Here is a 25862-nt window from a genome sequence, read left to right as displayed (position 1 = left end):
CAATACCGGAGTAACAGGTTTGAGAGATTCGGCGCCAAAAACAACGGCTTCCGAAAAGGCTGGTTTCGTCTTTTCGCCTGCGGGACTTAGGAGCCTTTCGAAGCTTTCGGGCACGGCCTATACGCTTGCCAATCTGACGGTCGCATCCATCGTGCTCGTCGTGGCGCTGGAGTGGATCGCACGCGGTTCGCTCCATGATGTCGGCGCTTTTCTCACCTCGTCCGCCCGCCCGGGCGTGACCACCATCGCCGCCGTGCTCGCCCTTCTCCTGGCGCTGGATGCGCTGCTTGGCCGGCGTTACCTGTCTCTGATTGCCGTTGCGCCACTCTGCGCGCTGATGGGGCTGATTTCGGCGCAGAAACAGACCTATCTCTCCGATCCGCTTTATCCCTCCGACTTGCTGTTCGGCCGGCAGATCCTCGAGCTTCTGCCCACCATGCTGAAGGCGCAACCCTTGACGGCGGTGCTGGTGGGTCTTGGCATCTGTGCCGCCATCGCAACCCTTGTGGCGCTGTGGCTGCTGGCCCGCCGCCATTCGCCGGGCTTGAGCTGGCGCGAGCGCGTGGCAGGCCTCGTGCTGGCGCTACCGCTTCTTGCCGGTCTCGCCTCGTTGATGGATTATTCGCATTATTCCTGGGTGCGCGATCGCCTCAACATCATTCCCATGATGTGGGACCAGCAGGAAAACTACCGCCATAACGGCTTCCTGATGGCCTTCGCCTTCAACATTCCCATGGCCAATGTCTCGGCGCCCGAGGGTTATGGCGACAACAGCATCGCCGACCTTACCTCGAAGCCTGCCTCCTTCGCCGCCAACAAGGGCGATTACCCCGATGTCATCATGCTGATGAGTGAATCGCTGTGGGATCCGACCCGGCTGGAAAATGTCGAACTGTCGGCCGATCCTATGCCGACGATCCGCGCCAAGCAATCCGGCAACGTGTTCTCGCCGGAATTCGGCGGCATGACGGCCAATGTGGAATTCGAGGCGCTGACCGGCTTTTCCAATGCCTTCCTGCCCTATGGCAGCATTCCCTACCAGCAATATATCCGTCGCCCTGTGCCCTCGCTCGCCAGCTTCTTCCGTGGCGAAGGATATTCCGCCATCGCCATGCATCCATTCCAGGAATGGTTCTGGAACCGCAAGCAGGTCTATAAAAACTTCGGCTTCGAGGAGTTTCGCTCCGAAGAAACGCTGCCACCCATGGAAAAACGCGGCAACTTCGCCTCCGACGATGCGCTGATGGACGAGATCATGGCGACCGCCGACATGGCGAAGAACCCGCTCTTCCTCTTTGCCGTCACCCTGCAGGGGCACGGCCCCTACGAGGCAACCCGTTATGCCGAAAACACCATCGGCATTGAAGGCGGCCTTTCCGCCTCGGCCTCGCAGGCGCTCGCCACCTACTCTCAGGGCGTGGCGGAAGCCGACGAGTCGCTCGCCAAATTGATGCGCTGGGCAAAAAAGCGCGACCGGGAAACCATCATCGTCCTCTTCGGCGATCACCTGCCGCCGCTCGGCCAGTCCTTCGTGGAAAGCGGTTACATGCCGGGCATGGTGGCCAGCCGCCGCGCGCCGCTGGAGGTGATGAAGAAGGAGCACGAGACGCCGCTTGTCGTCTGGTCATCGAAGAAGGGCGTGCGCAGGAATATCGGCACCATCAGCCCGGCGCTTCTGCCCTACCATGTGCTGAAGACCGCCGGTTTCTCCGATCCCTTCTATACCGGCACGCTGGGTGACGTTCAGCAGGAATTTTCCGTCATAGACCGCCATATGCTGGTAGCAAGCGACGGCAAGGCCCTGCCCGACTGGTCAATCGCGCCGAACGCCATTCCGGACGCGGTGCGCGATTACCGCCTGCTGCAGTTCGACATGATGTTCGGCCGGCAATATGGCCGCGAGCGCTTCTTCCCCGGCTTCAACTGGCTGCATGAGGGCACGCCCTCCGTGTGATGTTTTTCGGCGGGGGCGCTGAACCGCATGGTGGTGGAAATCGTTTGAATTCCGCCACCATGCGGGTTTATCTCGGGAACATCCGCATCGCCCCATCAGAACCGGAGACACGCCGTGTCAGATATCTCCGACTATATCGTTTCGCATTTCAAACGCTCCTCCCGCGAAATCGGCGAAGTGGAGCGGCGCATTCTGGAACTGTCGCACCAGAAAAAGCTGATTTCGCGCGATACCAACGCGGAATTTTCCGCCGGCGCCACGTTAGGCGACAGGCTGGCCGACAATATCGCCAGGGTCGGCGGCTCCTGGGGTTTTATCCTCGCATTCTGTTTTTTCCTGATCTTCTGGGCCGTGATTAATACCATCATCCTGACCACCGGCGCCTTTGATCCCTACCCCTTCATCTTCCTCAACCTGCTGCTTTCCATGCTGGCGGCCATCCAGGCGCCGATCATCATGATGTCGCAGAACCGGCAGGCCGCCCGCGACCGTTTCGAGGCCGCCAAGGACTATGAAGTGAACCTGAAGGCCGAGCTGGAAGTGCTTTCATTGCATGAAAAGATCGATGTGAAGGTGCTGGCCGAACTGGCCGCACTCCGGCAGGATCTCGCCGCCCTGCACCGCCACGTCACCCGCAAGGAAGACTGACGCCGGAAAAACTCATCCCCGCTTTTCCCCACCCGGTTCACCGCTGTTATCCTCTCACCAGTCCTGCCGGGTGGGCGCCAGACGTGGCGGAAACCGAGGGACGGTTCTGATGGGGACGGTGGCGCGTTCGTGACGACAGGACCATTTCGCAAGGCGCGGTGCACGGCCCTTGCGAGATACGGCATGGTGAAAGACCCGGCTGCGCAACGCATCCGACCCACACCAACCCCAACCGAAGCGCAGCCGGGCAATCGCCCGACGTTCTCCATCCATCCCCCGCCCGGCGGCGCCGTGCGGGATGAAGCTGTTGGGTTTTTGGGGGCCTTTTCAGGACGTGTGGGGGGCTTACCCCCCTCTGCCCTGCCGGGCATCTCCCCCTCAAGGGGGGAGATCGGCAGGAGGCTCTCCTACCGCTTCATTCTCAACCGTCGAGATGGGCGAGACCTTGCCGCAGATCGATCTCCCCCCTTGAGGGGGAGATGCCCGGCAGGGCAGAGGGGGGTAAGCCGCACGCACCTCGGTTCGCCGTGAACAGACAACCTCCCGAAACTTCACCCCCAGTTACGAATCCGTCAGATTCTTACGCTACAGATTGACGCAGGCGTTTGTTGCATTGCACTCTAGCGGGCAAGGCTGAAGGGGAATCACTCCCCGTCGTCAAAATGGCATCACGACCATTTCGCAGCGACGCCATGCCGGGTGCGACATCCGGTATCCAAATACATTCTGTTCCGGGGTTTTTCATGCACCAGTTCGATCTGATTGTTGTCGGCAGCGGTCCGGCGGGAAGACGGGCCGCCATTCAGGCCGCCAAGCTCGAAAAGAGGGTTCTGGTCATCGAGAAAGGCAGCCGCGTCGGCGGCGTTTCGGTGCATACCGGCACCATCCCATCAAAGACCCTGCGCGAAACCGCGCTCAACCTCACCGGCTGGCGCGAGCGCGGTTTTTATGGCCGTTCCTATCGCGTCAAGCAGGAAATCGACGCCGAAGACCTGCGCCGCCGCCTGCTCATCACGCTGGATCATGAAGTGGAAGTGCTGGAGCACCAGTTCGCCCGCAACCGCGTGCAGCATATTCGCGGCACGGCAAGCTTTGTTGACGCCAACACCATGAAGGTGGTGAAGAACGACGGCGAGATCATGAACGTCACCGGCACGTCCATCCTGCTCACCATCGGCACGCGCCCCTACCGGCCGCCGCATATTCCCTTCGATGGTGAGGCGGTGCTTGATTCGGACGAGATTCTCGAGATCAAGGAACTGCCACGCTCCATGGTCGTGGTCGGCGCCGGCGTCATCGGCATCGAATATGCCACGATCTTCAGCGCGCTCGACACGCAGGTAACGGTGGTGGAGCCGCGCGAAACGATGCTGGAATTCATCGACAAGGAAATCGTCGAGGACTTCACCTATCAGCTGCGCGACCGCAACATGAAGCTGATCTTCGGCCAGAAGGCGGAAAAGGTGGAACGGGACGAAAGCGGCAAATGCCTCGTTTCGCTCAGCAATGGCCGCGTGCTGAAAGCCGAGACCGTGCTCTTCGCCGCCGGCCGCGTCGGCGCCACCGATACGCTCAATCTTTCCGCCTGCGGGCTGGAGGCCGACAGCCGTGGCCGCCTGAAGGTCGATCCCGAGACCTTCCAGACCTCGGTGCCGAACATCTATGCCGCCGGCGATATCATCGGTTTCCCGAGCCTTGCCTCCACCTCCATGGAACAGGGCCGCATCGCCGCCCGCCATGCCGTCGGCGCACCGGCGGGCGAACCGCCGCAGTTTTTCCCCTATGGCATCTACGCCGTGCCGGAAATCTCCACCTGCGGCCTGACGGAAGAAGAAGTCATCGAACGCAACATTCCCTATGAATGCGGTATCGCCCATTTTCGCGAAACCTCGCGTGGCCACATCATGGGCCTCGACAGCGGCTTGCTGAAGATGATCTTCTCGCTGAAAACCCGTCGCCTGCTCGGCGTCCACATCGTCGGCGAAGGTGCCACCGAACTGGTGCATATCGGCCAGGCGGTGCTGAACCTGAAGGGCACGGTGGAATATTTCGTCGAGAATACCTTCAACTATCCGACACTCGCCGAGGCCTACAAGATCGCCGGGCTGGATGCCTGGAACCGCATGGGTGAGATCAAGAAGGATTAAGCGGAGTATTCAGCGGGACCACAAATGCCATGCGAACGCTTTTGGCAGGGTCGTAGCCTCCCCTCCTCGACACCCCGGACTTGATCCGGGGTCTGGCCGGCCCAAGTCCTTGGGCTGAAAAGACTTTCCTCACGGCGTAGACGCGCCGTGGCTGGATGCCGGATCAAGTCCGGCATGATGGAAGAAGACATTCCTCTGCTTCTTCCCCTTTATCCAGAGACGACCACGGCGCGAACAGTCCGCCCCTCACCATCTAATGCTATACCGCGCACTCACCCCCGGCCGGAAATGATCCGCATATCCCTGATCGAGCGTGCCCCGCACGGTCAGGTGATCGCCGATCTTCTGCTCCACCGCCACGCCGCTGCTGAACTCGTTGAAGCTGTTGCGGCTCGCCCCCGTCAGGATAAAGGCCGTACCGGTTTCGGCGCGGGACAGCCGCAGCGACTGCGATACATCAAGCCCGTTCCATTGCTGCGCCGTGCCGTCATAACGCACGGTGAAATTACGGTTCGCCTCGATGTCGAGTTCCGGCGTGACAATGCGCTTCTGCTGCGAGGTCACGGAAACGCTGCTCGAGCCTGTCAGGGCATTGAAGATGACGCCGACATCACGCGCAAGCGAGACGCCGGGCAGCTGTTCGGCCAGCAGCGTGACATTGCCCCACACCCGCACCGGCGTATCCACCACCTGCCCCGCCTTCGAAGCACTCATGCCCATTTCCAGCCCCGCCCGAATGGGCGTATCGACCGGCAGCTTCGCACCGATGCGGGCCGTATAGGAGCGGTCGGAATTCTTGACCGGCTTCCAGATCAAGCCGGCCTCATCGGCATGGGCTCCACCGGCGGCAGTGAAGAGCGATAATAAAAGGGCAGAACCCGTTCGGAGCGACATACTTGTCCCCTGGCAAATTAAGGGCGCGCGGGGAGAACCCGGCAGGCACGGTAAAAGCTCAAGGCCAATGGTTTGGCAGCGATGACGCCACATCAAAGCGGCGCACAATGCCCGAGCGGCCGCATTCCGCGGCCGGGGCAAATCATGCTGCGCAGGGTGCCAGATGAACGGGAGATGAACAAGAGCAGATGCAGCAAAAAATCATGCTGCACTGCATTGTGATCAGAGCGAGGACGCGGGAAGCTCCGGCCGCTACTCTTTTTCGACCGGAGGCGCGCACCGGAAGAGAATATCATCCACCACCACGGTCAAAGGTCTGGATGAATCGAGGACCGTTGCATCAACGGGGATGTCTTCCTTCGTTGCATGGAGTTGCTGGACAAATTCCCGCTCCTGCGGGTTTCCGCCGAACTCGTCCGCGGGTCTCTCGATCAGCCGTCTTCGCAAGGTCTCACTATCGAGATCGAGAACGAAGACCTCATCGAACACATCCATGAAACGCTGAAAATTTCTCGAGCCACCGCAAAAGAATGTGAGTGCGTGGCTGCGATCGGCGGCAATCCGCCGAACCTTTTCGACATCCCAGATATGATGCCGATGCCGGAAAGGCATATCGGTCGCATCGCCCCGCAACAACGCGGGATCGAGCGGTTCGCCCGTTTCAGGGTCGCCCTTGTAGGCAAGCTCCCGGTCGCCGTGGATCACATGATGACCACGCCGCTGAAGTTCTGTTGCAACCGAGGTCTTGCCGACCCCGGAGACACCCTCGACCAAGTAATTTCTCACACCCATGGCACTGCCGTTCGACATTCCTCGACTATGGCCCGTGAGGCCTGCCCCAGTGATATGGGTTTCGACCATAATAACCGGGAATGACGCAACGATGTCGAAGGATTGAGAAGCGGGCGATTGCGTAACCGAATAAGCGAGGCGCTCAAACAAAAAGGCCGCAGCTTTCGCCGCGGCCTTTTGTTCAATCAGCTTGCACTGAAGAAGATTATTCGGCGTCGCCTTCAGCGGCCTTCTTCTTGGCCGGAGCCTTCTTCTTCGGAGCGGCTTCTTCGCCTTCAGCAGCGTCGTCAGCCTTGGCAGCAGCCTTTTTCTTGGCCGGAGCCTTCTTCTTGGTTTCCGTTTCTTCTTCGCCGTCGTCAGCCAGCAGCTCTTCCTTGGAAACGGTCTTGTCCGTTACCGAGATTTCCGTGAGCAGCTTGTCGATGACCTTTTCTTCGAAGATCGGAGCGCGCAGCGAAGCGGAAGCGCCGGGGGTGTTGCGGAAGAAATCGAGGATTTCCTTCTGCTGGCCCGGGAACTGCTGCAGCTGCTGGAACAGCGCGCGCTGCATTTCTTCTTCGGTCACTTCAACGCCGGCCTTTTCGCCAATTTCGGAGAGAACGAGGCCGAGACGAACGCGACGTTCAGCAAGCTTGCGATATTCTTCGCGGGCTTCTTCTTCGGTCGTGTCTTCGTCAGCAAAGGTCTTGCCGGACTGGGCAAGATCGGTGTTGATCTGGCGCCAGATGTTGTCGAACTCGGCGTCGACGAGGCCAGCCGGCGTGTCGAACTTGTACATCTCGTCGAGCTGGTCGAGAATCTGACGCTTGACCTTCTGGCGGGTGACGTTGCCGTACTGGCTTTCGATCTGGCCCTTGACGATTTCCTTCAGCTTTTCAGCCGATTCGAGACCGAGCTTGGTGGCCAGTTCGTCGTTGATTTCAACGGCAGCAGCGGCGGCAACTTCCTTGACGGTGATGTCGAAGTTGGCGTCCTTGCCAGCGAGGTTCGCAGCCGGGTAGTCGGCCGGGAAGGTCACGGTGATGGTCTTTTCGTCGCCGGCCTTGACGCCAACGAGCTGGTCTTCGAAGCCGGGGATGAAGCGGCCCGAACCGAGAACCAGTTCTGCGTCTTCAGCAGCGCCGCCGTCGAAGGCAACGCCGTCAACCTTGCCGAGATAGTTCATGGTGACGCGGTCGCCGTCAGCAGCCTTGCCCTTCTTGGTCTCGTAGGTGCGGGCGCTTTCAGCGATCTTAAGGATCTGCTCGTTGATTTCGTCTTCGGAGACTTCAACAACTTCGCGGGTAACCTTGATGCCGTCATTGGCCTTCAGTTCGATGGCCGGAATGATTTCGTAGGCAACGGTGAATTCGAAATCGGATTCGGCCGACAGGATCTTTTCGGCTTCCTGCTCGTCTTCGGTCATGGAGATCGCCGGCTGGGTAGCAGACTTCTCGCCGCGGCTGGAAAGGATTTCGGAAGGCTTTTCACGAACCAGCTCATTGACGAGGTCAGCCATGATGGACTTGCCGTACATCTTCTTCAGATGGCCCATCGGCACCTTGCCGGGACGGAAACCGTTGATGCGAACCTTGTCCTTGGCGTCAACCAGGCGCTCATCCAGGCGGGCCTTCATGTCGGCAGCCGGGATAACGATTTTGAGTTCGCGCTTCAGCCCTTCAGCGAGCGTTTCGATAACCTGCATTTTCTCAAACCTTCACATCATGGCGGCGGTGCTCAGACAGCCGTTGGTTTACTTTCGAGCACTGCGCCGGAAACATCGTTCCCCGGCCGTGGCTTCCCTTATTTCTTTACACAAGCGCCTGCCGCACATCATTACGCCTGCACCGGAGAAAAAGACCAAAGGGGAGAAATGAACCCCGAAGCTCCCCGCATCTTATAAAGATGCACTCTGGCGCAAGCGTGGCACAGCCATGCCTTGCTTGTGGTGCGGGTAGAGAGACTCGAACTCCCACGCCGAAGCGTTGGTACCTAAAACCAATGCGTCTACCAATTCCGCCATACCCGCACGTTGGGCGGCGGTATGTCACAATGTTCAGAAAGGGTCAAGCACGCCTTATCGCCGCCTTTCGTTTCCTCCGGACTTTTATTGACTACGCCGAATTGCTGGAAGGCGGCGAGCCCTCTTCCGCTCCTTGCCACCAGCGCCGGACGGAAATGAACAGGCAATCAGACAGGCGTTATCCCGAACCGGAGAACCGCCCGCATCTCCACCCCTCGCTCTCAATGCGGCCCCGCACCTGCACGGGAAGCGCATGCGGCAAGGCGGGAAATATTTATGCGGCTATGCTGACATTATATATAGCACCGCCTGCGGCTGGCATTGCCGAAGGGTCCCCGACCGTCAAATCCGCAATCCAGCCTTCCGCCCTCGCCCACGGCACGGCGCCGGCGTTGCCGCACGTCTTCGCATCACTGCCCCCTCTAAAGCCACCAAAAGCTCATAAATTGGTCACAAATTATGCATGAATCGCCGCAATCGGGTCAATTTACCGGCTTGCCTTGCATTCCGTGCATAGGTGACATCTTGCTTTGTCTGTTTTTGTTTCGCTTAAACCGATTATATTCGTGGTCATACAGAGATCAGTTCAGCCCCGGACCAAAGCCTCCCAAGACTGGCCGCAGAGACTGAACAGCACGAAGAGGAAGATGAAAATGAACATTGCACGCTCGCTGACCAACTGGCGCAAGTATCGTCAGACCGTAACCGAACTCGGCCGCATGAGCGACCGCGAACTGAATGACCTCGGCATCGGCCGTCAGGACATCCGCCGCGTCGCCAAGACCGCCGTCGGCTTCTAATAATAAAACGCGCCGCCGCTCATTGCGGCGGATGCGAAGACGACCTCCCCAAAAAGGCCTGAGGCTCCCGCCTCTGGCCTTTTTTCGTTTGGGCAATCCTGAACCCGGCCACGCTTCCTTGCGCATGCGCGGTGCCTGGATGAAAAATGCATCGGTCGAACAAGGCCCATGCGGTCCTCTTTGCCCTCTTTTGTGCCTCCTTCGACACGGCTAAAGCCCGGAACCCCTGCCAAATCCGTCAAAAACGCCTGAAACGCGGGCATTTCCGCTCATATTTTGCTCAGATGATATTCAAAGCCGCAAATTTAGCCGACATAGTGCACAAATGCATGGCAGTAGCCTAAATTCTGCACTGCACAACATGGCTCAATGTCTATATATAAAACCTCAACAGCCGAGAGCACAGAGAAACACTGAGCCGGCAGACGAAATCACAAAGATAGATTGAGGAAACGACCATGAACCCTATCCGCATTGCAAAGAACTGGATCTCCTACCGCCGCACGATCAACGAACTCGGCAGCCTCTCCAACCAGGCTCTGAGCGACATCGGTCTGACCCGTTACGACATTCGTAACGTAGCAGCCCGTTCGTTCCGCTAAGGCGTAAACGATCGTCCCGCTGCCCGACCTCCAGGGCGCGACGATCGAGCGACAGGTTAAAAAGCGGCGCCTCTGGCGCCGTTTTTGATTCTGGGGGTTTGCTGGAGATCGGCCTTCGCCATCGCATCCAGAATCATGGGCTGCAAGGAAGACCGCAGCATCGCGGTATATTTCTTCTCCCCGCCGGGGAGAAGGTCGCCCGAAGGGCCGGATGAGGGGGCAACGTTGCCGATTACCTCTACCGTCGCCCCCTCATCCCGCTGCCGCGGACTTCTCCCCCTCGGGGAGAAGAAACAAGCAGTAACCGCTCGCCCCCCAAATACCTGCCTGCTTTTTCAGCCCTGCCGAGAACCTGGCAGCCTGACACCCCACAGCCCCCCCCAACCCGCAAAAACATTTGGCTGCCCCGGCCATGCATGCTAGTGCATCCGCAAACAATGCCGCGTCCTGAACGGACCCGCGCGGAACCAGCACTCGAAAAATCGCCGCCGGACGGGAGCCTCTGCCCCGCGGAGGCCCATGGACGCCAGCATGCAAGACAAGACCATTTCTCCCATTCACGTCGTGGGCGGCGGACTGGCCGGCTCGGAAGCCGCGTGGCAGATTGCTGAGAGCGGCGTGCCCGTCATCCTGCATGAAATGCGCGGCGTGCGCGGCACGGATGCGCATAAGGGCGATACGCTGGCGGAACTGGTCTGCTCCAACTCCTTCCGCTCCGACGATGCGACGGCCAATGCGGTCGGCGTCATTCACGCCGAAATGCGGCTTGCCGGTTCGTTGATCATGGCCTGCGCCGACAAACATCAGGTGCCGGCCGGCGGCGCGCTTGCCGTCGACCGCGACGGATTTTCGCAGGCCGTAACGGACAAGCTGGAAAGTCACCCGCTGGTGACCATCCTGCGCGAAGAAGTAACCGGCCTGCCGCCAAAGGAATGGGGCAGCACCATCATCGCCACCGGCCCGCTCACCTCGCCGGATCTGGCGGCTGCGGTGCAGGCCCAGACGGGCGAAGATGCGCTGGCATTCTTTGACGCCATCGCCCCCATCGTGCACCGCGACAGCATCAACATGGATATCTGCTGGTATCAGTCGCGTTACGACAAGGTCGGCCCCGGCGGCACCGGCAAGGACTATATCAACTGCCCCATGGATGAGCAGCAATATAACGCCTTCATCGATGCGCTGATCGCCGGTGACACGGTGGGCTTCAAGGAATGGGAAGGCACGCCCTATTTCGACGGCTGCCTGCCGATCGAGATCATGGCCGAACGCGGCCGCGAAACGCTGCGCCACGGCCCGATGAAACCGATGGGCCTGACCAATGCCCATAACCCCACCGTCAAGGCTTATGCCGTCGTCCAGCTGCGCCAGGACAATGCGCTCGGCACGCTCTACAACATGGTCGGTTTCCAGACCAAGCTGAAATACGGCGTGCAGGCGGATGTCTTCCGCATGATTCCAGGCCTCGAAAATGCGGAATTCGCCCGCCTCGGCGGCCTGCACCGCAACACCTATATCGATTCCCCCATCCTGCTCGATCACTCGCTGAAGCTGAAATCGCGGCCGGACCTGCGTTTCGCCGGCCAGATCACCGGTTGCGAGGGTTATGTGGAAAGCGCCTCCGTCGGCCTTCTCGCCGGCCGTTTCGCCGCCGCAGAACGGAAGGGTGAGGCCCCGAGCCTGCCGCCTGCCACCACCGCACTCGGCTCGCTGCTCAACCACATCACCGGCGGCCACCTCTCCTCCGATGATGAGCCGGGCAAGCGTTCCTTTCAGCCGATGAACATCAATTTCGGCCTGTTCCCGGAACTGGCGCCGGGCTCCATCGTCAAGCCGGAAGGCGTGAAGCGGTTCCGCGGCAAGGACAAGACGATCATGAAGCGCCAGCTCGTCGCAGCGCGGGCGCTCAAGGATTGTGCGGCGTGGCTCGGCGTGGAACACGTCGCAACGAAACAAGCGGGCGACGCAACGCCATAGGCCTGCCCCGCATCTATCAGCCAAAATGAAGGGGCGTGTGTCCGCACACGCCCCTTTTCCATTCCGGGTCACCGGATTTTGCCTTGCCCGGCCAGCCGCGCTCGGGCAAAACCTTTTTACTTCGACATTAAAAGACTGAGGAGATCGAATATGGACGTTCGCGCCGCTGTTGCCATTCAGGCAGGAAAACCGCTTGAGGTCATGACCGTTCAGCTTGAAGGTCCCCGCGCCGGTGAAGTGCTGATCGAAGTCAAGGCCACCGGCATCTGCCACACCGACGATTTCACCCTCTCGGGTGCCGATCCGGAAGGTCTGTTTCCGGCGATCCTCGGCCATGAGGGCGCGGGCATCGTCGTTGATGTCGGACCCGGTGTCACCTCGGTCAAGAAGGGTGACCACGTCATTCCGCTCTATACGCCGGAATGCCGCGAGTGCTACTCCTGCACCTCGCGCAAGACCAATCTCTGCACCTCGATCCGCGCCACGCAGGGCCAGGGCGTGATGCCTGATGGCACCTCGCGCTTCTCCATCGGCAAGGACAAGATTCACCACTATATGGGCTGCTCGACCTTCTCGAACTTCACTGTTCTGCCGGAGATCGCGCTCGCCAAGATCAATCCGGACGCGCCCTTCGACAAGGTCTGCTACATCGGCTGCGGCGTGACGACGGGCATAGGTGCGGTCATCAACACCGCCAAGGTGGAGATCGGTTCCACGGCAATCGTCTTCGGTCTCGGCGGTATCGGCCTCAACGTGCTGCAGGGCCTGCGCCTTGCCGGTGCCGACATGATCATCGGCGTCGATATCAACCCGGACCGCAAGGCCTGGGGCGAAAAATTCGGCATGACCCATTTCGTCAATCCGAAGGAGGTCGGCGACGACATCGTGCCCTATCTCGTCAACATGACGAAGCGTAACGGCGACCTGATCGGCGGCGCGGACTACACGTTCGATTGCACCGGCAATACCAAGGTCATGCGCCAGGCGCTGGAAGCCTCGCATCGCGGCTGGGGTAAATCGGTCATCATCGGCGTTGCTGGTGCCGGTCAGGAAATCTCCACCCGTCCGTTCCAGCTGGTCACCGGCCGCAACTGGATGGGCACCGCCTTCGGCGGCGCGCGCGGCCGCACGGATGTGCCGAAGATCGTCGACTGGTACATGGAAGGCAAGATCCAGATCGACCCGATGATCACCCACACCATGCCGCTTGAAGACATCAACAAGGGCTTTGAGCTGATGCACAAGGGTGAATCGATCCGCGGCGTCGTTGTTTATTGATCGATGAAGATGAAGACGGGTGCGCATTCTCGCGCGCCCGTCCATTCATGCAAATGTGATCGCCGCCAGCCCCTTGCAGCCATTGCGATTAACGGGACAGTAAATCTATCCTCGTATGCCAATACTGCGCGGCGGAGTTGAAAATCTCTCCCCGGCCGGAGCAAGGCCAGACAGCGGAGAGCGACCCCTGAAAATCGTACTGATCGACAACGGAAACCGCGCCGCCGCCGTTGGCCTTCTGGCGAAAGGTTTTCCGGAAAAAAGCGAGGCCTTCTGGGCGCGCGGCCTGTCGCTCATCAGCGAACATCACGAACGGCGCGAACTCGGCCCGATCGGCCAATTGCTGATGAAGGGCGACAATGCCGCAGGTGTCCTGCTGACGATCAGAAGCCGCCTGCCCGATACCGGCCAGGTTATCGTCAATCTTTCAAGCTGGTATGTCGAGCCGTCCTGCCGCTGGTTCGCGCCGCGCATGCTGCAAATGGCGTCATCTGACGAAAACGAACTCTTCACCGATCTCACGCCCTCCGCCGAAGCCTGCAAGCTGAACGAGCGGCTGGGGTTTCACACGGTGACGGATTGCACATTGTTTTATCCCCTGCCGCTGGCGGCATTTCGCCCCGCAGGCGCGCGGCTTCGTCCGCTGACGCAGACAATGGCGGAAACCCTGTCTTCTGAAACACGCGACGTGCTGGAAGACCACGCCCGCCTCGGCTGCATCGTGGCCATCATGGAGGCGGAAGGGCGACGCCACCCGCTGGTATTCCTGAAAACAACAACCAGGAAACTGCCCTCCGCCCGCCTGATCTATTGCGAGGACCGGCAGATTGCGCAAAGGCACCTGCCTGCCATTGCCCGCCACCTGCTTGGCAAAGGCCGACTTGCCCTGACAATCTCGGCTTGCGAAAAAGACCGGCATGCTGGCGGCTTTGCCGCACATAAATTCGCACCGATACAAGTAAAAGGCGCATGGAACCCACGGTTTATTAACGAAACTTACTCAGAGTTGGTGTTATTGCCACCCTAGGTATTCTAGTGAATCCTGCGCGACCCGATGGAATCCTGGCCTTTACAGGCGAAACGGCATTCCGGGGCGGGTCCGAGCGGATCAAACGGGAAATTGGAGAACAAGCATGCTCGTAGCGAAAGAAAATGAAATCGACATTGCCGACACCATTTATTCCTACCTTGCCGACCGTTTTCCCGCCTACGCGCCCTTCTCCGCCGATACCGAACTTCTCGAAGGAGGCGTGATCGATTCGCTCGGTTTTCTGGAGCTGATGGTCTTTCTCGGCGAAAGTTTCGGCATCATTCTGAATGACGAGCATTTCACGCCGGACAATCTCGGCACACCCGCCGATCTCGTCACCTTCGTTCTCAGGGAACGGAGGAGATGACACCCCATTTCCTGCTGCACCATCTTCTCACCGCACGGGCGGCAAGCGAGGATCAGGCGCTTGTTCACAAGGAACAAACGCTGAATTATCGCGAATTCGCGGAGGCGGCGGAACGTTGTGCGGCGACATTGCAGGAAGCAGGCGTTGAACGCGGCGACCGCATCGTCATCTACCTGCCGCGCGGCATCGAAGAATGCTGGTCGATCTTTGGCATTAGCATGGCATCCGGCGTTTTTGTGCCCGTCAATGCACTGCTGAAGGCGCAGCAGATCCGCCATATCGTCAGCGATTGCGGCGCAAGGATCGTCATCAGCAACGCGGCGATGATGGGTGAACTGAAGGCGGCACTGGGTGACCTTCCCGATGTCACCATCCTGCTCGCGGAAGAGATCGCGGCACGCAAAAGCCCGTCCGCCCGCCCTTCGGCGGCAATCGGCGAGGACCTTGCCGCCATCCTTTATACGTCCGGCTCCACCGGTTCGCCCAAGGGTGTGATGCTGTCACATCGCAATCTTCTGGCCGGCGCGCGCATCGTGCGCACCTATCTCGATATTACCGGCAAGGACCGCATTCTCTCCCTCCTGCCCTTCAGCTTCGATTATGGCCTCAACCAGCTGCTGACGGCGGTGGAACAGGGCGCGACCACGATCATCTCCACCTTCCGGCTGGGCGACGAGATCGTCCGCGACCTGCGTGACCACGCCGTGACCGGCCTTGCCGGTGTGCCGACGATCTGGGCGATCCTGACGCGGGCGGCCCCTTTGCTTGCGAAAACGCCGCTGCCGCATCTGCGCTACATCACCAATTCCGGCGGGCGTGTGCCGCAGGAAACCGTAAAGGCGCTGCGCGAGAAGCTGCCGGATACGAAAATCTACCTGATGTATGGCCTCACCGAAGCCTTCCGCTCCACCTTCCTGCCGCCGGATGAAATCGACCGCCGCCCGACCTCCATTGGCAAGGCCATTCCCGAGTGTGAGATATTCATCGTCACCGATAAGGGACAAAGGGCAAAACCGGGCGAACCCGGCATTCTCGTGCATCGCGGCCCAACCGTTTCGCTTGGTTACTGGAACCGCCCGGAAGACACGGCAAAGGTGCTGCGCCCGCACCCCTTCATTCCGGCGACGCTCGGCGGCGAGACGGTGTGTTATTCCGGCGATCTGGCCGTGGAGGATGAAGACGGTTTCTTCAGCTTCGTTGCCCGCAACGATGCCATGATCAAATCCTCCGGCTATCGCATCAGCCCGACCGAGGTGGAGGAAAGCCTGATGTCGACGGGGCTTTTCCGTGAGGTCGCCGTCATCGGCCTGCCGGACCCCTTTGCCGGTGAAAAGGTGCATGCCGTGGCAACCGCGGCCAATGAGAATATCGATGTGTCGGCAGCGCTGAAAAAGGCTGCCGAAATGCTCGCCCCCTTCATGATCCCGCGCACCATCGAACTGGTGGAACGACTGCCGGTAACGGCCAATGGCAAGGTGGACTACCGCGCGCTGGTGCGCGAACGGACGGACAATGGCGCCCACGGATAAATCCCAGAACCACGGCCCGACCCTTGCGGCCGGGTTATTCGACATTCGCGAAAACGATCTGATGATCGGCGGACTTGCGGTTGGCGATATCATCGCCGGGACGGAAACGCCGTGCTTCATCTATGACGCAAGCGCCATGCGCCGCGCCTACCGCGATCTCGAAACGGCGCTCGCAGGCTTTGCCGATATCTATTATTCGGTGAAAGCCAATCCCCTGCCCGCCATCATCGCGCTGTTCCGGCAGGAAGGTGCGGGCGCTGAAATCGCCTCCGTCGGCGAATATCGCGCTGCCGTGAAGGCCGGTGTCGCGCCGGAAAACATCATCTTCGCCGGCCCCGGCAAGGGCATGGCCGAATTGCGCGAGGTGATCGAGGGCGGTATCGGCGAAATCCACATCGAGAGCGCCGAGGAAATCGCCCGCATCGAGGCGATCGGCCGGCCGGTGAAGGCGTCAATCCGCATCAACCCGGTGCCGGATGCGCAGGCGGGCGCCATGCGCATGGGCGGCAAGGCCACGGCCTTCGGTTTTGATGAAGAAGAGCTGGAAAATGTCCTGAAGCTCTTTGCGGACATTCGGCATATCGATCTCGTCGGTATCCATATTTACGGCGGCACGCAGATCCTCGATGCCGAGATGCTTGTCTCCCAATGGCGACACGCCATCGCCCTTGCCGCGCGCATGGCGGACATGCTCGGCAAGCCGCTCGAAACCATCGATCTCGGCGGCGGCCTTGGCATCCCCTATTTCGCCGGGGAAACACCGCTCGATCTCGCGAAGGTGGCCGCCGCCATTCTCGATCTCAAGGCGCTTCTTAAAGAGCACCCGCTGATCGCCGATGCCCATGTCATCGTCGAACCCGGCCGCTTCCTTGCCGGTCCCGGCGGTCTCTATGTGGCGGAAGTCAATTCGGTGAAGACATCACGCGGCACCACCTTCGTGGTGACGGATGGCGGCATGCACCATCACCTCGCCGCCTCCGGCAATCTCGGCCAGATCGTCAAACGCAACTACCCCATCGTCGCACCGGCCATGATGCAGGCGGCGCATGAGGAGACGGCCACCATCGTCGGCCCGCTCTGCACGCCGCTCGACACGCTGGCCCGCAATGCGGCCCTGCCGAAGCTGAAGGCCGGGGATCTCCTCGCCATCCTGCAATCAGGGGCTTATGGCGCGACCGCCAGCCCTGCGGGTTTTCTTAGCCATGCGGCCGCGAAGGAAGTGCTGGTGGAGGGTGGTGTGTTCACGGTGATCGGGCGCTGACCGCATTCCAATAGCGAAAAACCGGGGCCGTTTTTCCGCGGGCATATTCGCGATGTTTCAGCCTTCGGTCATACCAGTCTTGAGCAAGTATCCAGTCAGCCCAGGTCTTTGGGCTGAAAGGACGGAAGCGAGATGGACAGAAATTTAAACGGGACAACAATGGACTGGTTCCGGGAATGAAGAATCGGGCTGAAATCTTCGCTCACCCTCGCAGCAACCTTTCCCCCACCGCGAATTTCGATTTCAGCAGACACTCGTCATATTCCGCCTCGGCAACGGAATCGAACACGATACCGCCGCCGACATTGAAGACCGCACGGCCGTCATCGAACAGCGTCATCGTGCGGATCGCCACCGAAAAGCGCATATCACCATCCGGAGATATAAAGCCGATCGCGCCGCAATAGGCGTTTCGCGACGACGCTTCCAGCTCACGCAGGATTTTCATCGCCCACATTTTTGGCGCGCCTGTGACCGAGCCACAGGGAAACAGCGCCGCAAAGATGTCCTCCACGGTCACCTCGGGCAAAAGCTTCGCCCTGACATGGCTGACCATCTGGTGCACGGTGGGATAGGTCTCGATATCGAACAGGCGCGGCACATCGAGGCTGCCGACTTCGGTGATGCGGGAAATATCGTTGCGCAGCAGATCGACGATCATGCGGTTTTCGGCAAGCGTCTTTTCGTCCGCAAGCATCGCCGCGATGATTGCCCGGTCCTCTTCCGCATCCGCCCCGCGCGGCGTCGTTCCCTTCATCGGATGAGTTTCGATGAAACCCTCGCCATCGACCGAAAAAAACAGTTCCGGCGAACGTGACAGGATGACCGGGCCGCCAAGATCAACAAGCGCGCCGTATTTCACCGGCTGCCGTTCGATCAGCGACCAGAAGGCGGTGAGCGGATCGCCATTCCAGCGGGCATGAACGGGCATGGTCAGATTGCCCTGGTAACAATCACCCCGGCGCAGGTGGTCGTGCAGCTTCTCGAAACGCTGCTTATATTCGGGAAGCGTCCATGCCGCCACCGGGTCGGTCAGAAACGCGTCCGCATCCGGCACCTCCTCAGGCCGCGCAAAGCGGCCTTCATCCGGCTGCGGGCCGGAGAAGACGCCGAAGTTCAGAAACGGCACGTTGCGGGGCTCGGCGGCAAAAGGCGCAAGCTTCGGCTCGAACAGGAAACCGGCCTCGTAGGACATATAGCCGGCGAGATATTTTCCCGCGCGCCGCAACTCTTCCATGCGTTGAAGCGCGACAAAGAAAGCCTCCGGCTCGTCCGCGACGATGATCTCTTCCGGCTCGGTGAAGGCTGTCACCGTGCCGGTCGTATCATCCCGGAAAAGAACGTAAGGCGCATGTGCCAAGGAAAAAATCCGTAGTGGGTAAGTTCGGGATTTCAGAGTGGCGGAGAGACCTTTCCGTCGTCATCTTCGGGCCTGTCCCGAGGATCTGCCGCCCGTTGATTTCAGCTACCTCGGCAGATCCTCGGCACAAGGCCGAGGATAACGTCGAGTGTGTAGAGACGTCGCGACCCATTAAACCGGGTCTATGTCGCCCCGCGCCCACATTTCGATGGTTTCCGCATAAAAATCGGCGAAACGGCCTTCCTCGATCGACTTGCGGATACCCTGCATCAGCTCCTGATAATAGGCAAGATTGTGCCAGGAGAGCAGCATGCCGCCCAGCGCCTCGTTGGCGCGGGTGAGATGGTGCAGATAGGCGCGGGAATAATCACGCGAGGCCGGGCAGTTGGACTGCTCGTCGAGCGGGCGCATATCCTCGGCATGGCGGGCATTGCGGATATTGACCTTGCCACGACGGGTAAAGGCCAGCCCATGGCGACCGGAACGGGTCGGCATCACGCAGTCGAACATGTCGATGCCACGCGCCACCGATTTCAGGATGTCATCAGGCGTGCCGACGCCCATCAGGTAGCGCGGCTTTTCGGTTGGCAGCACCGGCAGGGTGATGTCGAGCATGCCGAGCATCACATCCTGCGGCTCGCCAACGGCAAGACCACCGACCGCATAACCCTTGAGATCAAGCTGCTTCAGCCCTTCGGCGGAACGGATGCGCAGGTCCGGCTGGTCGCCGCCCTGCACGATGCCGAACATGGCCTTGCCGGGCTGTTCGCCGAATGCGACTCGGCAGCGTTCCGCCCAACGCAGCGACATTTCCATGGCGCGCTCGATTTCCTTGCGCTCGGCCGGCAGCGCGATGCATTCATCGAGCTGCATCTGGATATCGGAATCGAGCATGCCCTGGATTTCGATGGAGCGTTCCGGCGACATGTGGTGCAGCGATCCATCCACATGGCTCTTGAAGGTCACGCCCTTCTCGTCGAGCTTGCGCAGGCCGGACAGCGACATGACCTGAAAACCGCCGCTGTCGGTGAGGATCGGATGCGGCCAGCGGATCAGCTCATGCAGGCCGCCAAGGCGCGCAACACGCTCCGGGCCCGGCCGCAGCATCAGGTGATAGGTATTGCCGAGAATGATATCGGCGCCCAGTTCGCGCACCTGATCCAGATACATGGCCTTGACGGTGCCGACGGTGCCAACCGGCATGAAGGCGGGCGTGCGGATGACGCCGCGCGGCATGGCGACCTCGCCAAGGCGCGCGCCGCCGCTCGTGGCTTTCAGGGTGAAGGTGAATTTATCGTGCATCAGTTTTTCCGGAACAACAGGCTGGAATCGCCATAGGAATAGAAGCGGTATCCGGTTTCGATCGCGCGCTTGTAAGCGTCACGCATCGTTTCGAGACCGCAGAAAGCCGAAACCAGCATGAACAGCGTCGATTTCGGCAGGTGGAAATTGGTCATCAGAATATCGACTGCCCGGAAACGATAACCGGGCGTGATGAAGATGCCGGTCGCATCGGACCATGGGTGGATCACACCATTCTCGTCGGTGGCACTTTCGATCAGGCGCAGCGAGGTGGTGCCGACGCAGACGATGCGCCCGCCGCGCGCCTTCACCGCATTCAGCCGGTCAGCGGTTTCCTGCGATACGTGGCCGATCTCGAAATGCATCTTGTGATCATCCGTATCGTCGGACTTCACCGGAAGGAAGGTGCCTGCCCCAACGTGAAGCGTCACGAAATGCCGCTCGATGCCAGCCTTGTCGAGCGCCGCAAACAGATCGGGCGTGAAATGCAGCCCGGCGGTGGGTGCGGCAACCGCACCCTTTTCGCGGGCATAAATGGTCTGGTAGTCGGTCTGGTCCTGCTGGTCCTCCGGCCGCTTGGCGGCAATGTAAGGCGGCAGCGGAATATGGCCGACGGAGGCAATCGCCTCATCCAGCACCGGGCCGGAAACGTCGAACAGCAGGGTTATCTCGCCATCCTCGCCCTTTTCCTCGACGGTGGCTTCCAGATGGGCAAGGCCGCAGGCATTGTCGCGCTCGTAACCGAAACGGATACGGTCTCCCTCTTTTATCCGCTTGCCGGGCCGGGCGAAGGCCTTCCAGCGCGACTGGTCGGCACGCATGTGCAGCGTGGCGGAAACCGCCGTCTCCGGCGCCCCCTCGCGCAGCCTGACACCTTCCAGCTGGGCGGGAATGACGCGGGTATCGTTGAAAACCAGCGCATCGCCGGGCCTCAGGAAGGACGGCAGGTCGAAGACGCGGTGGTCCTCCATGCGATCCGCATTCGGATCGACCACCAAAAGGCGCGCGCTGTCGCGCGGGTTCGCCGGGCGAAGGGCGATATTCTCCTCGGGCAGATCGAAATCGAACAGGTCTACGCGCATTGCAAGGGCTCTCGAAAATATCAAAACCCGCCTCGCAGCAAACTGCCGGCGGGTCGTTGTTGGTGAAGGGGCTTCCTCCCCTCGACGTCATCCTCGGGCTTGACCCGAGGATCCACGACATCGCCGGGTGATGGATCCTCGGGTCAAGCCCGAGGATGACGCCGAGTGCGAGGAACACTCCATCAGCAAAACATCCGCCCGCCCTGCGGATCAGCAAGGCGGGAGAAAATCTTTACTCTCAAGCCGCAGAAGCGAGCTTGATGGAAACGATCGAATCGGGATCCTTCACCGGCTCGCCGCGCTTGACCTTGTCGATGGCTTCCATGCCCTCGATGACCTGGCCCCAGACGGTGTACTGCTTGTTGAGCCACGGAGAATCCGTGAAGCAGATGAAGAACTGCGAGTTGGCGGAGTTCGGGCTCTGCGAACGGGCCATGGAGCAGGTGCCGCGTACGTGCGGAATGGCGGAGAATTCTGCCTTCAGGTCTTCCTTCTCGGAGCCGCCCATGCCGGCGCGGGCCGGGTTGAAGCTTTCCGAACCCTTTTTGCCGAACTTCACGTCGCCCGTCTGGGCCATGAAGTCTTCGATGACGCGGTGGAATACGACGCCATCATAAGCGCCTTCCGATACCAGTTCCTTGATGCGGGCGACGTGGCCCGGAGCCACTTCCGGAAGCAGCTGGATCACGACCTTGCCGGTCGTCGTTTCCATGATGATGGTGTTTTCCGGATCCTTGATCTCGGCCATGGTTATTCTCCTCTGTTCGGGCTCTATTGCCCTACCTTACTTCTTGCCGACGGTGACCTTGATCATCCGGTCGGGGTTGGAAACTTCGCCGTTGCCGCCGGCACCACGCTTGATCTTGTCCACTGCTTCCATGCCGGACACGACCTTGCCGACCACGGTGTACTGACCGTTCAGGAACGGACCGTCGGCAAACATGATGAAGAACTGCGAATTGGCGGAATTCGGATCGCTGGAACGGGCCATGCCGACCGTGCCGCGCGTGAACGGCGTCTTGGAGAATTCGGCCGGAATATCGGCCATGTCGGAACCGCCGGTACCGGCGCGCTGGGCGTTGAAGCCCTTCTCCATGTTGCCAAACTGCACATCGCCGGTCTGCGCCATGAAACCATCGATGACGCGGTGGAAGGCGACATTGTCATAAGCGCCCTTCTTTGCCAGCGCCTCGATCTGCGCCACGTGCTTGGGCGCAACGTCAGGCGCAAGCTCGATGACAACAGGACCGTCCTTCAGCTGGATGGTCAGAAGTTCGGCGGCCGAAGCAATGGTGCTGGCGGCAAGCGCACCGGCAAACATGGCACCGGCAAAGGCAAATCGAACGAGTTTCATCGGATTGGCTCCAGAATGTGAGGCTGAAGTCAGCGCTTCAGCTTGGTGTTGAGGGCTTCAAGCACGGCTTTCGGCACGAAGGCTTCGACATTGCCGCCCATGGCGGCGATCTGCCGGACCAATGTGGCTGTAATGGGTCGCGACGAGGTGCCGGCGGGCAGGAACACGGTCTGAATATCAGGCGCCATCTGGCGGTTCATGCCGGCCATCTGCATTTCATAATCGAGATCGGTGCCGTCGCGCAGGCCACGCAGCAGAAGCCGCGCGCCATGCTGGCGGGCTGCGTCCACGACCAGATTGTCGAAGGAAACGACCTCCATGCGCGCCGCCTCGCCCGGCAGCTGCTCGGCAAGCGCCTGCTTGATCAGCGCGGCCCGCTCCTCGAAGCTGAACATCGGCGCTTTTCCGGGATGAATGCCGACGGCGACGATGACTTTCGACGCCACGTTCAGCGCCTGGAGAAGCACATCCAGATGTCCGTTGGTCATCGGATCGAAGGATCCTGGATAAAAGGCAATCGTCATATCGCTCTCAGGTGGTGGGCGCGCTTCGATGCTGGGTATCGTGTGCCCGCCTTTTGTCATGGAGAGACACGCGGCGCAAGACTTTATAACCGTTTGGCACAACCAGGGCGGCGGCGTGAACCCCGGATGAATGGGCCGTTCAGTGCGGTTTCAGAGCTATTTTGTTTAAATCCACAACATCGGGAAACCGAAACGCCCCTCACTCGTTAAGCATCCGGAGAATTGAAAATGCTGGCCTTCATGATCGTCCTTTCGGTCATCTCGTCATTCGCAGCCGAGTATTTTTTTCTCGATTGACGGCTTTAGCCAGTTTCCTGAACGCCAGATGAACGAGCCATTCAAGGAAGTTTCACCGGGGCGATGCTAATCGATTTTTACGGTTGACGCGGAACATGTCGAGACATGCAGCGTTAAGAAAGAACCAAAGGAACGGACAGATGTTTGTAAGAGAAAAACAGTCTACTTCGGCGAAAATCAGCGTCATCAGCACCGCCTGGACAGTACTGGTTATCGCAATGGTAGCAACGACGTTTAGCCTTTATGAGCAGAAGCCTGAAGCCCAGGGACCGGACTACCCGCAGCTGACCGCCCGTTACCAGTATATGAATTATTACTGAGTAAACGGGGAGAATTTCCTCAAAACTCCCGGAGACGATATCATGTTCACATTTCTGACGATGCTTCTGGCCCTGATCAGCGTAATGTTCGTGACATCCATGATCTCCGTCGTCGCCGAGATGCGGCGTGAGGATGAGGAATTCAAGGCGACGATCCGGCGCGACCGCGCCTTCTGAGCGCGGCAGACCGGCTTCACGGCCGCTTCAAGAATGATTCTTTGCAACCGCCTGGACCCTCCGGGCGGTTTTATTTTGCCGCCTCACAGAGCAATGCGGAGAAGATGACGGCGGAAAAACAGCCCTCCAATCACACAAGCGTTTTCAAAACCCCGTTTTTCCAAGGCAAATTCCCTTCAATTTCCGTTTGGATTGATTTAAGGAACGCCGATACGTTGCGGGCCGGATAGCCGGCAACCGCGACGACGTTCCTGTGAGGTTTGCATAACGATGCTCGATTCCCTGAGAAATGCTTCTCGAACCATGGCAGCCAAGCTGCTGCTTCTCCTGCTTGTTGTTTCGTTCGGCGTCTGGGGCGTCTCCGCATCGCTTGTCACCGCCAATTCCCACGCCGTCATGACGGTGGGTGACCAGACGGTCAGCCCGCAGGAATTCCGCCTCGCCTATCAGCGCCAGATTTCCGATCTCAGCCGCCAGTTCGGCACAAGACTGACGACCGAGCAGGCCAAGGCCTTCGGCATCGACCGCCAGGTGTTCAGCCAGCTTGCGGCCGGCGCGGCGCTTGATGAACTGGCCTCGAAGATGAATCTCGGCCTTTCGGAAAACCGTCTCGCCAACCTCATCGCAGAAGACCCGGCCTTCAAGTCGGTCAACGGCCAGTTCGACCGTAATCTCTTCAGCGAACGCCTGCGCAATTCCGGCTTCCGCGAGGACGATTACATCAAGGAACGCAGTAAGGTTGCCGTCCGAAGCCAGATCGTCGAAGCCGTCTCCGATGGTTTTGCCGCACCGCAGGTGCTGGTGGATGCGCTGAAGCAGTATCGCAACGAACAGCGCGCCGTCGATTACGTCATTCTCTCCAACGCCGTCATCCCGCCGGTGAAGGCGCCGGGCGACGACGTGCTCACCCCCTGGTTCGAAACCAACAAAACGAAATATCGCGCACCGGAATTCCGCAAGTTCACCTATGTGAAGCTGGAACCTGCCGATATCGCCGAGCCGGCTTCGGTAACGGACGCGCAGATCGCCGATTATTATAACAGCCACAAGGACAGCTTCCGCACCGCCGGCCGCCGCACGGTGGAGCAACTGACCTTCCCGGACAAGGAAATGGCCGCCGCTGCCGCAGAACAGATCCGCCTCGGCAACACCACCTATGAGCAGGTGGTGAAGGATCAGGGCAAGACCGCGTCCGACGTCACCCTCGGCGAATTCACCAAGGATACCATCCCCGACCAGTCGATTGCCGATGCGGCCTTCGCCATCCAGAAGGATGGCGGCGTATCGCCGGTGGTTGAAGGTTCCTTCGGCCCGGTCCTGCTGCGCGTCACGGGCATCAAGCCGGAAACCACCCGCACGCTGGATGAGGCCAAGGAAGATATCCGTAAGGATCTCGCCACCACCGCCGCCGCGGAAGAAATCACCAATGTGCACGACCGTTACGAGGATCTGCGCGCCGGTGGCTCCTCGCTCGCCGATGCCGCCAAGCAGCTCAACCTGAAGCCCGTCACCATCGATGCGATTGACGCCGCCGGCCTTAATGAAAAGGGCGATGCCGTCGAGGGCCTGCCCTCGCCGCAGCTGGCGCAGGAGGTCTTCAAGACCGAACCCGCCACCGAAGCCCTGCCGATCAATCTCGGCCGTGAAGGTTATATCTGGTTCGACGTCGAGCAGATCATTCCTGCCCGCGACCGCACGCTTGCCGAAGTCCGCGACGATGTCGTGGCCGACTGGACGGCGGAGCAGCAGCGCAACGCGCTTGCCGCCAAGGCTGAAGAGCTGAAGGCCCGTGTTGAAAAGGGTGATACGCTGGAAGCCGTGGCCGGTGAACTGAGCCTTGCCGTCGAGCAGAAATCCGGTCTGCGCCGCACCAGCGAGGACGCGATTTTTGGTCGCCAGACCATCGCCGCGGTCTTTTCGGGCGCCGAGGGCAAGGTGGGCACGGCGGCTGACGCCGATGGCTCCAGCCGTATCCTCTTCAAGGTCACCTCGGTCGACACCAATGCGCCGGCAGATGCGCTTGCCAATGACGACCAGCAGTTCGCCGCCATTGCCCGCGCGGCCGGCGACGACATGCTGGACCAGATGGTCAACCGTCTGCAGAATGACTATGGTGTGACGATCAACCAGGCCCTCGCCGATCAGGCGATGGTCGGTTTCTAACC

General features: G+C 60.1%; 23 protein-coding genes and 1 tRNA gene. 14 read left to right on the top strand and 10 right to left on the bottom strand.

Going from position 1 to position 25862, the window contains the following annotated elements:
- Positions 1–19: 19 nt before the first annotated feature.
- The 3 genes from O3S81_RS04415 (at position 20) to sthA (ending at position 4749) form a co-directional block, all read left to right on the top strand.
- Entirely contained in the window at positions 20–1954 is a 1935-nt protein-coding gene (locus O3S81_RS04415; protein ID WP_269341228.1) for an LTA synthase family protein, read from the top strand.
- A gap of 114 nt (positions 1955–2068) precedes the next feature.
- A complete protein-coding gene (locus O3S81_RS04410) occupies positions 2069–2602 on the top strand; it encodes a DUF1003 domain-containing protein (RefSeq protein ID WP_269341227.1) in 534 nt (177 codons plus the stop codon).
- Positions 2603–3345: 743 nt separating this feature from the next.
- A complete protein-coding gene (sthA, locus tag O3S81_RS04405; RefSeq protein ID WP_269341226.1) occupies positions 3346–4749 on the top strand; it encodes a Si-specific NAD(P)(+) transhydrogenase in 1404 nt (467 codons plus the stop codon).
- A gap of 246 nt (positions 4750–4995) precedes the next feature.
- On the opposite strand, the gene O3S81_RS04400 is transcribed toward sthA, so the two are convergent.
- The 4 genes from O3S81_RS04400 to O3S81_RS04385 all read right to left on the bottom strand — a co-directional run bounded on the left by O3S81_RS04400 (position 4996) and on the right by O3S81_RS04385 (position 8443).
- Positions 4996–5643 carry a hypothetical protein gene (locus tag O3S81_RS04400; RefSeq protein WP_269341225.1) on the bottom strand — a complete coding sequence of 216 codons (648 nt, stop codon included), beginning with the start codon at positions 5641–5643 and terminating at the stop codon, positions 4996–4998.
- A gap of 252 nt (positions 5644–5895) precedes the next feature.
- Positions 5896–6435 carry an AAA family ATPase gene (locus O3S81_RS04395; RefSeq protein WP_269341402.1) on the bottom strand — a complete coding sequence of 180 codons (540 nt, stop codon included), beginning with the start codon at positions 6433–6435 and terminating at the stop codon, positions 5896–5898.
- Between the two features lie 205 nt (positions 6436–6640).
- Complete coding sequence (gene tig / locus O3S81_RS04390; protein ID WP_269341224.1) at positions 6641–8119, bottom strand: trigger factor; 1479 nt, start codon at positions 8117–8119, stop codon at positions 6641–6643.
- Between the two features lie 241 nt (positions 8120–8360).
- Positions 8361–8443: transfer RNA gene (locus tag O3S81_RS04385), tRNA-Leu, on the bottom strand.
- Between the two features lie 647 nt (positions 8444–9090).
- Between O3S81_RS04385 and O3S81_RS04380 the strand changes: the two genes are divergently transcribed.
- The 8 genes from O3S81_RS04380 (at position 9091) to O3S81_RS04345 (ending at position 17281) form a co-directional block, all read left to right on the top strand.
- A complete protein-coding gene (locus O3S81_RS04380) occupies positions 9091–9237 on the top strand; it encodes a DUF1127 domain-containing protein (protein WP_006314448.1) in 147 nt (48 codons plus the stop codon).
- Between the two features lie 458 nt (positions 9238–9695).
- The gene (locus O3S81_RS26600) at positions 9696–9839 is read left to right on the top strand and encodes a DUF1127 domain-containing protein (protein ID WP_003495735.1); all 144 of its coding nucleotides are present in this window, start codon (positions 9696–9698) and stop codon (positions 9837–9839) included.
- Between the two features lie 519 nt (positions 9840–10358).
- Positions 10359–11816 (top strand): methylenetetrahydrofolate--tRNA-(uracil(54)-C(5))-methyltransferase (FADH(2)-oxidizing) TrmFO, encoded by a 1458-nt coding sequence (gene trmFO, locus O3S81_RS04370; RefSeq protein WP_269341223.1) that lies wholly within the window; start codon positions 10359–10361, stop codon positions 11814–11816.
- Positions 11817–11966: 150 nt separating this feature from the next.
- Entirely contained in the window at positions 11967–13094 is a 1128-nt protein-coding gene (locus O3S81_RS04365) for an S-(hydroxymethyl)glutathione dehydrogenase/class III alcohol dehydrogenase (RefSeq protein WP_269341222.1), read from the top strand.
- A 286-nt stretch (positions 13095–13380) separates the two neighbouring features.
- Positions 13381–14121, top strand: coding sequence for a hypothetical protein (locus O3S81_RS04360; RefSeq protein WP_331284180.1), 741 nt, complete (start codon positions 13381–13383; stop codon positions 14119–14121).
- A gap of 106 nt (positions 14122–14227) precedes the next feature.
- Positions 14228–14491, top strand: coding sequence for an acyl carrier protein (locus tag O3S81_RS04355; protein ID WP_269341220.1), 264 nt, complete (start codon positions 14228–14230; stop codon positions 14489–14491).
- Positions 14488–16020 (top strand): AMP-binding protein, encoded by a 1533-nt coding sequence (locus tag O3S81_RS04350; RefSeq protein ID WP_269341219.1) that lies wholly within the window; start codon positions 14488–14490, stop codon positions 16018–16020. The genes O3S81_RS04355 and O3S81_RS04350 overlap by 4 nt, the downstream gene beginning before the upstream one ends.
- Positions 16004–17281, top strand: a complete 1278-nt coding sequence (locus tag O3S81_RS04345; protein ID WP_269341218.1) for a type III PLP-dependent enzyme — start codon at positions 16004–16006, stop codon at positions 17279–17281. The genes O3S81_RS04350 and O3S81_RS04345 overlap by 17 nt, the downstream gene beginning before the upstream one ends.
- A 202-nt stretch (positions 17282–17483) precedes the next feature.
- Here the strand turns inward: O3S81_RS04345 and O3S81_RS04340 are convergent, their stop codons facing one another.
- The 6 genes from O3S81_RS04340 to coaD form a co-directional block, all read right to left on the bottom strand.
- Complete coding sequence (locus O3S81_RS04340; RefSeq protein ID WP_269341217.1) at positions 17484–18641, bottom strand: aminodeoxychorismate synthase component I; 1158 nt, start codon at positions 18639–18641, stop codon at positions 17484–17486.
- Positions 18642–18812: 171 nt separating this feature from the next.
- Complete coding sequence (gene tgt / locus O3S81_RS04335; protein ID WP_269341215.1) at positions 18813–19943, bottom strand: tRNA guanosine(34) transglycosylase Tgt; 1131 nt, start codon at positions 19941–19943, stop codon at positions 18813–18815.
- Positions 19943–21025, bottom strand: coding sequence for a tRNA preQ1(34) S-adenosylmethionine ribosyltransferase-isomerase QueA (queA, locus tag O3S81_RS04330; protein ID WP_269341214.1), 1083 nt, complete (start codon positions 21023–21025; stop codon positions 19943–19945). The genes tgt and queA overlap by 1 nt, the downstream gene beginning before the upstream one ends.
- A 238-nt stretch (positions 21026–21263) precedes the next feature.
- A complete protein-coding gene (locus tag O3S81_RS04325; protein ID WP_046798353.1) occupies positions 21264–21773 on the bottom strand; it encodes a peptidylprolyl isomerase in 510 nt (169 codons plus the stop codon).
- A 36-nt stretch (positions 21774–21809) separates the two neighbouring features.
- Positions 21810–22379, bottom strand: a complete 570-nt coding sequence (locus tag O3S81_RS04320; RefSeq protein ID WP_269341213.1) for a peptidylprolyl isomerase — start codon at positions 22377–22379, stop codon at positions 21810–21812.
- A 29-nt stretch (positions 22380–22408) separates the two neighbouring features.
- A complete protein-coding gene (gene coaD, locus O3S81_RS04315) occupies positions 22409–22903 on the bottom strand; it encodes a pantetheine-phosphate adenylyltransferase (RefSeq protein WP_269341211.1) in 495 nt (164 codons plus the stop codon).
- Between the two features lie 437 nt (positions 22904–23340).
- Here coaD and O3S81_RS04310 point away from each other — a divergent pair, with 437 nt between their 5' ends.
- The 3 genes from O3S81_RS04310 to O3S81_RS04300 all read left to right on the top strand — a co-directional run bounded on the left by O3S81_RS04310 (position 23341) and on the right by O3S81_RS04300 (position 25860).
- The gene (locus O3S81_RS04310; RefSeq protein WP_046798466.1) at positions 23341–23520 is read left to right on the top strand and encodes a hypothetical protein; all 180 of its coding nucleotides are present in this window, start codon (positions 23341–23343) and stop codon (positions 23518–23520) included.
- A 42-nt stretch (positions 23521–23562) separates the two neighbouring features.
- Positions 23563–23697: a hypothetical protein gene (locus tag O3S81_RS04305; RefSeq protein ID WP_003503032.1), complete on the top strand. Its 135-nt coding sequence runs from the start codon at positions 23563–23565 to the stop codon at positions 23695–23697.
- Between the two features lie 270 nt (positions 23698–23967).
- Positions 23968–25860 carry a peptidyl-prolyl cis-trans isomerase gene (locus O3S81_RS04300; protein ID WP_269341209.1) on the top strand — a complete coding sequence of 631 codons (1893 nt, stop codon included), beginning with the start codon at positions 23968–23970 and terminating at the stop codon, positions 25858–25860.
- Positions 25861–25862: the final 2 nt, after the last annotated feature.

This window comes from Agrobacterium sp. SOY23 (genome assembly GCF_027212525.1).
Taxonomy (GTDB): Bacteria; Pseudomonadota; Alphaproteobacteria; order Rhizobiales; family Rhizobiaceae; genus Agrobacterium; species Agrobacterium tumefaciens_I.
Note: the sequence above shows the minus strand (reverse complement) of the source record. Positions and strands in the feature narration are given on the sequence as shown.